The following is a 12,040-nucleotide window of genomic DNA, read 5'->3' as shown; positions in this document are numbered from 1 at the left end:
GCCGAACGAGGAGTCGCCCGTATGTCCGAGCTGTCCGCCGCCGCTACCCTCCAGGCCCTGCCCTATGCTCTGCCCGAGTGCGGCAACGCCCGCGTCGTCCTGTTCGCGATGCGGCGGATGGGCGCGCACGGGCTCGCCGATGCGCGCGCGGCGCACGTGCTGTTCACCGCGTTCGGCGAGGCGTTCCGCCGCCCGCTCACGCTGATCCGCGCGCTGATGGCGGACATGGCGGCCAACGCCGCCGCGCCGATCGCGATCGCGCCGTGCTGCTGCGCCCGCATGACACCGTCGGAGCAGGTGCTGCTGTCGATCCTGGCGCGCGTCGAGACGCGGGTGGAGAGCGCGCGGCTGCTGCTGCAGGACCTGCTCGGCCAGCGCCACGTCGACGGCGTGCTCGCCAGCGCCGCCGCGGTCGCCGCCGCCTTCGCCGACGAGGGACGGCCGGTGTCGCTGTGAGGGTGAGAGCAGACGGCCGCAGCAAGCGGACCTCCGTGACTCTCCGCTACTCCCCCACCCTCTCACCGTCATCCCCGCGGAGGCGGGGATCCAGAAACGCTGACGCTAGCGATTGAGCCACGACGGCAGCGGCTCTGCATTCCTGCCTGCGCAGGGATGACGTACCAGAGAGGAAAGCAGCGCGCCCCCTACGCCATCCGCCCGTCGCGCGCGTCGCCGGGCCCCTCGGTGCCGGCGCTGCCGACCGAGCGATCGATCAGCCCCGAGCGCCCCATCCAGAAGAACAGCAGCACCCCCGGCAGCGCGGCCGCGACCGTCAGCCAGTAGAAACCGACGTAGCCCAATCGCTCCACCAGCGCGCCCGCGGTGGTGCCGGTGACGATCCGCCCGACGATGCTCGAGGCGGCCGAGATCAGCGCATATTGCGCCGCGGTGAAGCGCAGGTCGCACAGCGCCGAGAAATAGGCCACCACGGTGACCCCGCCGATCCCCGACGCGACGTTCTCGAACAAGATCGCGCCCGCGAGCCCCAGGTTGCTGTGCCCCGCCGCGGCGAGCAGCGCGAAGCTGACGTTGGACACCGCCATCAGCACGAGGCTGAGCAGCACCGAGCGCTTCATGCCGAGCCGCGCATAGAGCCAGCCGCCGATGAAGATGCCGACGAGAAAGGCCCAGAAGCCGACGCCGACGTCGTACAAGGCGATCTCGTCGTTGCTGAAGCCGAGCGAGTCGAGCATCAGGCGCAGCACCAGCGAGCCCAGCGTGTCGCCGATCTTGTGGATCAGGATGAACAGCAGGATCACGGCCGCACCCGGCCGCTGGAAGAATTCGGTGAACGGCTGCCACGTCGCCGCGAGCGCCTCGCCGATGCCGCGGCGACGCACGGGATCGCGGTGGCGGCGCGGCTCACCCACCACCAGCGCGGCGAGCATGGCGGGCAGCGCCAGTGTCGCGCAGGCGCAATAGGCCGCGGTCCAGCCGTAGCGCGCGGCGATGACAAGCGCGAGCGAGGCCGCGCCGGCCGAGCCGATGCGCCAGCCATATTGGCTCATCCCCGAGCCGACGCCGAGCTGGCGCGGCTCGAGGATCTCGATGCGATAGGCGTCGATGACGATGTCGTAGGTCGCCCCCGCGACGCCGACGAGCACCGCGGCGACCGCGGTCGCGGCGATGCTCGCCCGCGGGTCGGCGAAGGCGAGATGCACCACCGCGGCGATCACCAGCGTGCCCGCGAACAGCAGCCACGACACGCGCTGGCCCAGCCGCCCGATCACCGGCAGCCGCACGCCGTCGACCACCCAGGCCCAGAGGAACTTGAGGTTGTAGGCGAGGAAGGCGAGGCTGAACGCGGTGACGGTCTTCTTGTCGATCCCGTCCTGCGCCAGCCGCGTCGTCAGCGTCGCGGCGATCATGGCGTAGGGGAAGCCCGAGGAGACGCCGAGCGCGAAGGCGGCGAGCGGCCCCCGCTCGACATAGGGCCTGATCCCGTCCCGCCAGGTCGTGCCGTCCGCGCGCGTCGCCATCAACTCGATCCGCTCCGTCCTCTGCCCCGCCGCGGCGCGCGCCGGACAGCGAGCGCTAGACGATCCCCGCCGCGAGCGGAAGGCGCGGGACGCGCGGGCTTGCGGCAGGGCGGTGCGGGCGGTGGATGGAGCGGCGCTTGTCGTGAGAACGCGGCGGCGCTCACGCGACGTCGCGACGGCCTGACCGAGAGCGTCCCGCGGAGGCGCGGAGATGGGGGCGTCGCCGCGCGGCGGCGATGACCCACGAGCGTCGTCCTGACGCGCGAGCCGCGCGAGAGGCGCGCCCTCTCCGCGCCACCGCGTTACCGCGCTCCCGCGTGAACAGTCCTTCTTCGCCGTGTCCTCGCGTGGGCCGATCTTCCGCCGCAAGCGTCGTCCCACGCCGAATAGCCGCGCGACGACCTCGGATCGGCCGCGCTGTCCTACACCCTCGCCGTCATGGCAAAGGGAACGCATGCCGATCCACGCCACTGATCATGCGGCCGCGACCGCCCGGCGCATCCCCGATCACTCGGAGGCGACTCAACGTTCGCCCCCGACGATCGCCGTGCCTCGGCTCCCCCGCCGAGCCGATACCTCGAGCGAACATCGCCGTCCTCAAGGGCTTACGATGACAGTCTCGAGCAGATCCTACGATCATCGCCTATGCTGAGTCCGGCGCGCGATCCGCGCCAGCGACTCAACATTCGCAACATTCGCGCGCGCTCAGGCGGTCGCGGCACCGCCGGTATGGAACAGCTGGAAGCCCCCGGGCAGCCGCCGCGGCGGCTTGCCGGCGACGCTCTGCTCGATCGCGATGATCGCGGCGAGCAGGTCCCGCTGCGCGTAGGGCTTGGCGAGGAAACCGCTCGCCAAGGTGGCGGCCTCCGCGGGACAGTCGCCGGTGACGAACAGTACCGCGACGCCCTGCGCCCGCGCGACCCGCGCCACCTCGACGCCGCTACCGTCGGCGAGCGTGACGTCGACCAGCACGAGGTCGACCGGGGTCTCGGCGGCGAGCACCGCCAGCGCGTCGGCGACTCGATCGACCGTGGCGACGATGCTGTAGCCCTGGTCGGTGAGCAGGTGTTCGGCGTCGAACGCCACCAGCGGCTCGTCCTCGACCAGGAGCAGCCGCTCGAGCATTCGCTGTTTACGTCCGAAGACCATGTGCCCTCACCGTCGTTACGCGGGCACAACGCGCGGGCGGGCGCGCGGGTGCAAATAAATGCCGCTAAGTGCGCGACGATCGGCTAAGCGGCCGCGATGGTCGATCCCCATCCCGAAGGGCGCGCGGAGCGACGCGCCGAGCATCGTATCGCCAAGCTGCTCGCGCGCGCCGGTGTCGCCTCGCGGCGCGAGATCGAGCGGATGATCGCCGAGGGGCGCGTGGCGCGCGACGGCGTCGTGCTCGACACGCCCGCGACGCTGCTCGCCTCGCTCGACGGCGTCACCGTCGACGGCCAGCCGGTCGCGGCGCCCGCGCCGGCGCGGCTGTTCCTGTTCCACAAGCCCGCCGGCGTGCTCACCACCGAGCGCGACTTCAGCGAGCGGCCGACGATCTACGACCGGCTGCCCGAGGACCTGCCGCGCGTGGTGCCGGTGGGACGGCTCGACCTCAACACCGAGGGGCTGCTGCTGCTCACCACCGACGGCGAGTTCAAGCGCGAGCTCGAGCTGCCCGCCACCGGGGTCGAGCGCAGCTATCGCGCGCGCGCCTACGGCGCGGTGACGCAGGAGCAGCTCGAGGAGCTGATCCACGGCGTCGAGGTCGAGGGCGTGCGCTACGGCGCGATCGACGCCAATCTCGAGCGCCGCACCGGCGCCAACGTCTGGATCGAGATGACGCTGCGCGAGGGCAAGAACCGCGAGGTCCGGCGCGTGCTCGAACATCTCGGGCTGCGCGTGGGGCGTCTGATCCGCACGCGCTACGGCCCGTTCGTGCTCGGTGACCTGCCGGTGGGCGGCGTCGGCGAGGTGCGCGCCGCCGACCTCGCCGGCTTCCGCCAGACGCTGCGCTCACCCGCGGCGACGCGGCTGCCGGTCGAGCCGGTGACGGTGCGCGACCAGCGCGCCGCGCGCGGAGCGGGGACGCGGCCGGGGGGCGACGGACCGCGACGTGCGCGGGTGGCGCGATCGATCGGAGGAGCGAGCGAGCGTTCCGCCGCTGCCAGGCCGGCGCGACCTTCCCCCGATGCGGCCGAGCGCGCGGATGCCGCCCGCGGCGCACGGCCGGCAACGCCTGGCGTGGCCGGCGCGGCACGGCAGCCCGCGGCGCCGCACCAGCGCGCGCGGGTGCGCGACGACGGCGCCGCGGCCGAGCGCCCGGCCCGTACTGCCAGCGACCGGCGCGCGCGCCGTACGACGTCGCACGCCGGCGCGCCGGCCGAACGGCCGACCCGCTCCGTCGAGGATCAGCGGACCCGCCGCGCCCCATCGCGCGCCGGCGCACCGGTCGAGCGACCGAACCGCACCGGCGACGACGCGCCGACTCGCCGCGCCCCTCCGCGCGCCGACGACAATCAACGCGCCCGCCGTGCGCCACCGCGCGCCGGTGCGTCGTCCCCGCGCGCGCCCGCCGACGGCGACGCCCCGGCGCCGACGCGCCCCGAGCGGCCCAAGCGCCAGCCGGGCTGGGCCAAGCCCAAGCCGCGCTCGGGTCCGCCGCGCAAGGGGCGGCGATGAGGATCGTCGCCGGCAGCTGGCGCGGCCGCGCGCTCGTCGCCCCCGCGGGCGAGACGACGCGCCCCACCGCCGACCGCACGCGCGAGGCGCTGTTCTCGATGCTGCTCAGCCGCGTCGGCAGCTTCGAGGGGCTGGCGGTGGCGGATCTCTTCGCCGGCTCGGGCGCGCTCGGGCTGGAGGCGCTGTCGCGCGGCGCGCGCTCCTGCCTGTTCGTCGAGCAGGACAAGGCCGCGCTCGACTCGCTGCGCGCCAACGTCGCGAAGCTGGGCGCGACCGGCGCGGACGTGCGCGCGGGCTCGGTGCTCGCGCTCGGCCCCGCGACCGCGCCGCTCGACCTCGTCCTGATGGACCCGCCCTATGGCACCGGCGCGGGCGCAGTGGCGGCGGACAAGCTCGCGCGGCTCGGCTGGATCGGCCCCGCCACCTGGGTCACGGTCGAGACCGCGCGCGGCGAGGCGGTGACGGCCACGGGGTTCGAGACGGTGGTGGAGCGAGTCTACGGCCGCGCCCAGGTCACGCTGCTGCGGCTCGCCTGAACGCGCGTCACGGCCCCTCGACCGGCACGGCGTCGACGTGGCGCGCCGGGCGCATGACCAGCAGCGCGACGAGGCTGAGCAGCGACATGGCGGCGAGATAGACGCCGACCGGGACGAGCCCGCCGCGCTGCGCCAGCGTCTGCGCCGCGATCGGGGTGAGCCCGCCGCCGATGATGCCCGCCATGTTGAAGGCGAGGCTCACCCCTGTGTAGCGCACCCGCGCGGGGAACAGCCCCGGCAGCCAGGCGCCGAGCGGACCATAGACGAAGCCCATGACGAAGAGCGCGAACGCCAGCGTCGCGAAGACCGCGAGCGGCGCGCCCGAGCCGAGCCCCGGGACCAAAACGAAACCGGCGACCACCGCGCCGACGCAGCCCCAGCGCAGCACGTGCGCGGGCGAGCGCCGGTCGCTCCACTCGCCCGACAGCGCGATGCCGAGCGCCATGAACAGGATCGCGCCGAGCTGGAGCGCGAGGAACAGCTGCCGGTCGAAGCCGCGCGTCACCGCATAGCCGAGCGCGAAGGCGGTCGCGACGTAGTATACCGCGAAACACGCCACCGCCCCCAGCGTCCCGCCCAGCGCGGCGCGCCAATGGTGGCGCAGCAGCTCGCCGATCGGCACCGCGGGCGGCGGGCCTTCCTCGATCATCGCCGCGAAGGCGGGGGTCTCCGCGATCGTCAGCCGCACCCACAGCCCCAGCGCGATCAGCACCGAGGAGAGCAGGAACGGCAGCCGCCAGCCCCAGGCCATGAAGGAATCGCGGTCCATGGTCGCGCCGAGCAGCAGGAACAGCCCGTTGGCGGCGATGAAGCCGACCGGCGCGCCGAGCTGCGGTACCATGCCGTAGCGGCCGCGACGGTGCGGCGGCGCGTTCTCCACCGCGAGCAGCGCCGCCCCGCCCCACTCGCCGCCCAGCCCGAAGCCCTGCCCGAAGCGCAGCAGGCACAGCAGCAAGGGCGCGACATAGCCCGCCCGGGCGAAGGTCGGCAGGAAGGCGATCGCCATGGTCGAGCCGCCCATCAGCAGCAGGCTCGCGATCAGCGTCGACTTGCGCCCGACGCGGTCGCCGAAATGACCGAAGGCCCAGGCGCCGATCGGCCGCGCGAAGAAGGCAACGGCCAGGCTGCCATAGGCGGCGAGCAGCTCGACCGCGGGGTCGCCGGTCGGGAAGAACAACGGGCCGAAGACGAGCGAGGCCGCGGTGGCGTAGATGTAGAAGTCGTAGAACTCGATCGACGTCCCGACCAGGCTGGCGAGCAGGATGCGACGATGCGAGGCGCCGGGGCGCGGGGCGATCGGGAGCGGGGGCGCTGACATGGCGGCGGTCATCGAGCGGGGGTCGGGCCCGGGTCAACGGGAAAAGTTTGCCGCACGGTCACGAAAGGCTCTGCGACCGACACACAGCAGCAACGTTGCGCGGCTATGACGAGGATGACGGCGCCGCTCCCCCTGTGTGGCGCCGTGGTGGTCGGACACTCCCCCTCGTCCGATCCTTCCCTGGACTACGGGGCGGCTCGTGAGGGCCGCCCCGGCTTTTCCGACAGCGCCGCACGACGGCACAATGCGTCGTCGGCGCTTAGCTCACGACAGCCCGGCGGTCCGCACCAGGGCACGCAGCAGCCAGTAGAGCGCGCCCGACAGCGCCATCGCGACCGGCAGAGTCAGCAGCCAGGCCGCGGCGAGCTGCAGCAGCGTGCGGCGCTGCAGCCCCTGCCCGCTCGCCACCGAGGCACCCGCTACGCCGGAGGACAGGATATGCGTGGTCGACACCGGCAGCCCGAACCGGTCCGCCGCCAGGATCGTACCCGCCGCGACCAGCTCGGCCGAGGCGCCCATGCCGTAGGTCATGTGCTGCTTGCCGATCTTCTCGCCGACGGTGACGACGATCCGCTTCCAGCCGATCATCGTGCCGAGCCCGAGCGCCAGCGCCACTGCCACCTTGACCCACAAGGGGATGAAGCGCGTGCCCCGCTCGAGCCGCTCCTGATAGTCGGCGAGCGCGTCCTTCTCCGGCTCGCCCAGCCGCGATCGCTTGTCGGCGACGATCATCCGCGTCGCGTCGAGCACCAGGTACATGTCGTTGCGCACGTTGGGCGCGGCCTGCGCCGGGACGTTGCTGAGCGCGCCATAGCCCGCGACGCGCTGTGCGAGGTCGCGCGACACCGCCACCACCGCGCCATAGGCCTGGGGCGACACCGCGCGGCGCTGCTCCAGCGCGTCCTTGAGCAGCGGGCGCGCGCGCTCGAGCCGCACCGCGGCGGCGCCGTGGCGGGTCAGCGTCGCGGTGGCACCCGCGGCGCTGCTGAGGAAGGCGGGCGTCTCGCTCGCGGGAAGAGTGCGGTTGAGCGCGTAGGCGGTCGGCGCACAGCCGATCAGGATGAGCATGATCAGCCCCATGCCCTTCTGCCCGTCGTTCGAGCCGTGGCTGAACGACACCGCGGTGCAGGTGAACACGAGCAGCGCGCGGATCCCCAGCGGCGGCGGCGCGTCGCCCTCGGGCGCCTGCATCAGCTCGGGCGAGCGCGCGACGCGACGCAGCACCAGCAGCAGCAGCGCCGCCGCAGTGAAGCCGATCAACGGCGCCATCCACAGCCCCGTCAGCACCTTGGTCGCCTGGCTCCAGTCGACGCCCGCGGTGCCGCCGGCGCCCGAGGTGAGCAACTGGTTGGCGAGTCCGACGCCGAGCACCGAGCCGATCAGGGTGTGGCTCGAGCTGTTGGGCAGGCCGACGTACCAGGTCGCCAGGTTCCAGATCACCGCGGCGAGGAGCAGCGCGAAGATCATCGCGAAGCCCGCGCCCGAGCCGACGTTGAGGATCAGGTCGACCGGCAGCAGCGTGATGATCGAATAGGCCACCGCGCCCGAGGACAGCAGCACGCCGAGGAAGTTGAAGAAGCCCGACCACATCACCGCGACGTTGGCCGGCAGCGAGTTGGTGTAGATCACCGTGGCGACCGCGTTGGCGGTGTCATGGAAGCCGTTGACGAACTCGAACCCCAGGGCGATCAGCAGCGCCAGGCCGAGGAACAGGAAAACGCCGACGGCGAGCTGCTCCCCGACCTGCTGCGTGTCGATGACGATGCTAACCCCGGCGTAGACCAGCCCCGCCACAGCGAGCAGCAGGAACAGCAGGCGCGCGCCGGGATGAACCGGCGCATCGAAACGTCGCCCCGCAGCGGGCGACGGCGGCGACTCGCTGGCCGCGAGGACGGTGGTTGCCATGGTGGCTCCGCCTTCCGCCCCGAACGTGACACTTTAATGACGATTAATGTCCCATGATGGGCCAGGAACGACGCCGCACGGTCGTGGCGATGTGCCGGCGGCGTGCCGCGCGAGTCCCCGCGACCGGAGGCGCGCGGCACGCCGTCCCGCCTCGAACCGGTCGCCGGCCCGGCTCAGTCCACGCCCGGATAGCCCGCGAAGGCGGGCAGGTCCGTCATCCCGGCGGTCCACGGGAGCCGCTCCTTGACCATGATCTGCGCACCGGGTGGGAACGCGGCCGGGTCGTCCAGCGTCCCCGACTGAACGTCGACCAGCCCTGGCAGCGCGCTCGCGTTGCGATAGAACAGGCCGGTACCGCAGCGCCCGCAGAACTGGCGCTCGCCGTGCTCGGACGAACGATACGTCACCGGCTCGCCCGTCGCGCTAAGATGATCCTCCCGGAAGGCGATCCAGCCGACCACCGGCGCGCCCGACCAGGCACGGCAGTCGGTGCAGTGGCACAGCGCGTGGTGCTCGGGCGCGCCCTCCGCCTCGTAGCGGATCGCGCCGCAGTGACAGCTCCCCGCGATTGTCGCCTGCTCCGCCATCCCACTCTCCCTCGACTCGGCCGATGTTGCCATGACGTTCTCACGACATCCGGCATCTGACAAGCCGCGCGCTTGCTCCGCGGCGCGTCGTTCCCTACCTGTTCGGGGGTGACCGAGACAGCCAACGCCCTCCAGGACCCGCCTTATCTCGCCGGGCTCAACCCGCCCCAGCGCGACGCGGTGCTCACCACCGACGGGCCGGTGCTCGTCCTCGCCGGCGCCGGCACAGGGAAGACCGCGGCGCTCACCGCCCGGCTCGCCCATCTGCTGTGGACGCGAAAGGCTTACCCGTCCGAGATCCTCAGCGTCACTTTCACCAACAAGGCCGCGCGCGAGATGCGCGAGCGCGTCGGTCGGCTCGTCGGTGACGCGGTGGAGGGCATGCCATGGCTCGGCACCTTTCACGCGATCGGCGCCAAGATGCTGCGTCGCCACGCCGAGCTGGTCGGGCTGCAGAGCAATTTCACGATCCTCGACACCGACGATCAGCTGCGCCTGCTCAAGCAACTGATCGTCGCGGCCGACCTCGACGAGAAGCGCTTTCCCGCGCGCAGCCTCGCCGGGCTGATCGACGAGTGGAAGAATAAGGGTCTCACCCCGTCCGAGATCGACGCGGGCGAGAGCGAGCGCTACGGCAACGGCCGCGGCGGCGAGCTCTACCAGCAGTACCAGGACCGGCTGCGCGCGGTGAACGCGTGCGACTTCGGCGACCTGCTGCTCCACGTGCTGACGATCCTGAAGCGCGAGCGCTCGGTGCTGGAGCAGTACCAGCAGCGCTTCCGCTACATCATGGTGGACGAGTATCAGGACACCAACTCGGTCCAGTATCTCTGGCTGCGGCTGCTCGCGCAGGAGCGCCGCAACATCTGCTGCGTCGGCGACGACGACCAGTCGATCTACTCCTGGCGCGGCGCGCAGGTGGAGAACATCCTCAAGTTCGAGAAGGACTTTCCCGGCGCCAAGGTGATCCGGCTGGAGCAGAACTACCGCTCCACCCCGCATATCCTCGCCGCCGCCTCGGGCGTGATCGCCAACAACGGCGGGCGGCTCGGCAAGGAGCTGTGGACCGAGCTCGACGCGGGCGAGAAGGTGCGCGTGCTCGGCGTGTGGGACGGGCCCGAGGAGGCGCGTCGCGTCGGCGAGGAGATCGAGGCGGCGCAGCGCGACGGCACCAGCCTCGACCATGTCGCGATCCTGGTGCGCGCGCAGCACCAGACGCGCGAGTTCGAGGACCGCTTCATCGCGATCGGCCTGCCCTATCGCATCGTCGGCGGCTTCCGCTTCTACGAGCGCGCCGAGATCCGCGACGCGCTCGCCTATCTGCGCACCGTCCACCAGCCCGCCGACGACCTCGCCTTCGAGCGGATCGTCAACACGCCCAAGCGCGGCCTCGGCGACAAGGCGATCGCCAAGCTCCACCAGCTCGCGCGCGCGGAGCGGCTGCCGCTGTCGATCGCGGCGGCGCGCATCCTCGACAGCGACGAGCTCACCCCGCAGGCGCGCAAGGCGCTCGGCCGCTTCGTCGGCGACCTCGCGCGCTGGCGCGACATGGCCAACGACCTGCCCCATGCCGAGCTGGCGCGACAGATCCTCGACGAGAGCGGCTATACCGCGATGTGGCAGGCGGAGAAGTCGGCCGAGGCGGCGGGGCGGCTCGAGAACCTCACCGAGCTGGTGCGCGCGATGGAGGAATACGAGACGCTCGGCGCCTTCCTCGAGCATGTCAGCCTCGTCATGGACAATGAGGCGACGCGCGAGGACCCCAAGGTGACGATCATGACGATCCACGCCGCCAAGGGGCTGGAGTTCGACACCGTCTTCCTCGCCGGCTGGGAGGAAGGGCTGTTCCCGTCGCAGCGCGCGCTCGACGAGGGCGGCACGCGCAGCCTCGAGGAGGAGCGCCGCCTCGCCTATGTCGCGATCACGCGCGCGCGCCGCCGCGCCACCATCCTCCACGCCGCCAACCGCCGCATCTACGGCCAGTGGACCAGCTCGCTGCCGTCGCGCTTCGTGGGCGAGCTGCCCGACGCGCATGTCGAGAGCGAGACGAGCATGTCGGGGGGCGAGAGCCTGTGGCGCGCAAACTGGAGCGAGCACGCCGACCCCTTCGCCGACGCCGCGCGCGGCACCGGGCGCGGTCCGGGCTGGCAGCGCGCGGCGGGGACGCTCGGCGCACAGGGCGGGAGCAAGCCCGGCGGCGAGTGGACCAGCCGCACCTTCTCGCGCGAGCCGGTCCGCGTGGTGGAGAGCCGCGCCTCGGCGGTGAGCATCGGCAACAAGGGGCGCGGCGATCTGGCGGTGGGACAGCGCGTGTTCCATCAGAAGTTCGGCTATGGCGCGATCGCCGAGATCGAGGGCAACAAGCTAGAGATCGACTTCGAACAGGCCGGGCGCAAGCGCGTGATGGACAGTTTCGTCAGCGCCAGCTGAGACTTTCCCGCCGCGCCGGGGTTGTCCGCGGCGGAGGTGCGCCATGTCCGAGACCGCCGAGAAGACCGACCCCGCCCTTTGGGAGAAGGTGAAGGACGAGATCACCGCCGGTGCGAAGGGCGGCCGGAAGGGCCAATGGTCCGCGCGCAAGGCGCAGATGGCGGTCGCCGAGTATAAGAAGCGCGGCGGCGGCTATAAGGGCGGCAAGGACGAGGACAACTCGCTCCACCAGTGGAGCGAGGAGGAATGGGGCACCAGATCGGGCGCCAAGAGCGGGGAAAGCGGCGAGCGCTATCTGCCCAAGAAGGCGCGCGAGGCGCTGTCGGACGAGGAGTATGCGCGCACCAGTGCGAAGAAGCGGGCCGACACGAAGAAGGGCCGGCAATTCTCCGCACAGCCCGACGACGTCGCGGAGAAGACGCGGCGCTACCGCGATCATCGCTCCAAGGCCGAGCTCTACGCCGAGGCGCGGAAGCGCGACATTCCCGGTCGCTCGAGGATGAGCAAGGACGCGTTGGCGCAGGCGCTCGCGGGATAGTTCGCCGACCTCGTCGCGTCGCCTCTGAGCTACGTGCCCCGGCGCGGGCCGAAGCGCTGTTGGGCGACGCCGCGTGAGAGCCA

General features: G+C 72.1%; 10 protein-coding genes. 5 read left to right on the top strand and 5 right to left on the bottom strand.

The window, feature by feature from the left end:
• Positions 1 to 21: 21 nt before the first annotated feature.
• Complete coding sequence (locus tag FHY05_RS05015; protein WP_183943283.1) at positions 22 to 456, top strand: DUF6628 family protein; 435 nt, start codon at positions 22 to 24, stop codon at positions 454 to 456.
• Positions 457 to 644: 188 nt separating this feature from the next.
• Here the strand turns inward: FHY05_RS05015 and FHY05_RS05010 are convergent, their stop codons facing one another.
• Together FHY05_RS05010 and FHY05_RS05005 are read right to left on the bottom strand one after the other, a co-directional pair.
• Positions 645 to 1,979, bottom strand: a complete 1,335-nt coding sequence (locus tag FHY05_RS05010) for an AmpG family muropeptide MFS transporter (protein WP_183943282.1) — start codon at positions 1,977 to 1,979, stop codon at positions 645 to 647.
• A 705-nt stretch (positions 1,980 to 2,684) separates the two neighbouring features.
• Positions 2,685 to 3,128: a response regulator gene (locus tag FHY05_RS05005; RefSeq protein ID WP_183943281.1), complete on the bottom strand. Its 444-nt coding sequence runs from the start codon at positions 3,126 to 3,128 to the stop codon at positions 2,685 to 2,687.
• Between the two features lie 96 nt (positions 3,129 to 3,224).
• Here FHY05_RS05005 and FHY05_RS05000 point away from each other — a divergent pair, with 96 nt between their 5' ends.
• Entirely contained in the window at positions 3,225 to 4,643 is a 1,419-nt protein-coding gene (locus FHY05_RS05000; RefSeq protein WP_183943280.1) for a pseudouridine synthase, read from the top strand.
• Positions 4,640 to 5,179, top strand: a complete 540-nt coding sequence (rsmD, locus tag FHY05_RS04995; protein ID WP_183943279.1) for a 16S rRNA (guanine(966)-N(2))-methyltransferase RsmD — start codon at positions 4,640 to 4,642, stop codon at positions 5,177 to 5,179. Before FHY05_RS05000 ends, rsmD begins: the two co-directional genes overlap by 4 nt.
• 7 nt (positions 5,180 to 5,186) lie before the next feature.
• On the opposite strand, the gene FHY05_RS04990 is transcribed toward rsmD, so the two are convergent.
• From FHY05_RS04990 to FHY05_RS04980, 3 genes are all read right to left on the bottom strand, one after another.
• Positions 5,187 to 6,497 (bottom strand): MFS transporter, encoded by a 1,311-nt coding sequence (locus FHY05_RS04990; protein ID WP_183943278.1) that lies wholly within the window; start codon positions 6,495 to 6,497, stop codon positions 5,187 to 5,189.
• 264 nt (positions 6,498 to 6,761) lie between these two features.
• Entirely contained in the window at positions 6,762 to 8,402 is a 1,641-nt protein-coding gene (locus FHY05_RS04985) for an inorganic phosphate transporter (RefSeq protein WP_183943277.1), read from the bottom strand.
• Between the two features lie 173 nt (positions 8,403 to 8,575).
• Positions 8,576 to 8,989 carry a GFA family protein gene (locus tag FHY05_RS04980; RefSeq protein WP_183943276.1) on the bottom strand — a complete coding sequence of 138 codons (414 nt, stop codon included), beginning with the start codon at positions 8,987 to 8,989 and terminating at the stop codon, positions 8,576 to 8,578.
• A gap of 108 nt (positions 8,990 to 9,097) precedes the next feature.
• Here FHY05_RS04980 and FHY05_RS04975 point away from each other — a divergent pair, with 108 nt between their 5' ends.
• Positions 9,098 to 11,419, top strand: a complete 2,322-nt coding sequence (locus FHY05_RS04975; RefSeq protein WP_183943275.1) for a UvrD-helicase domain-containing protein — start codon at positions 9,098 to 9,100, stop codon at positions 11,417 to 11,419.
• A gap of 43 nt (positions 11,420 to 11,462) precedes the next feature.
• The gene (locus FHY05_RS04970; RefSeq protein ID WP_183943274.1) at positions 11,463 to 11,957 is read left to right on the top strand and encodes a DUF5872 domain-containing protein; all 495 of its coding nucleotides are present in this window, start codon (positions 11,463 to 11,465) and stop codon (positions 11,955 to 11,957) included.
• The last annotated feature ends 83 nt before the right edge of the window (positions 11,958 to 12,040 follow it).

The sequence above is a fragment of the Sphingomonas sp. BK580 genome (assembly GCF_014194975.1).
Classification (GTDB): domain Bacteria; phylum Pseudomonadota; class Alphaproteobacteria; order Sphingomonadales; family Sphingomonadaceae; genus Sphingomonas.
The sequence above is the reverse complement of the archived record's forward strand: the minus strand, read 5'-3'. Positions and strand labels throughout refer to the sequence as shown.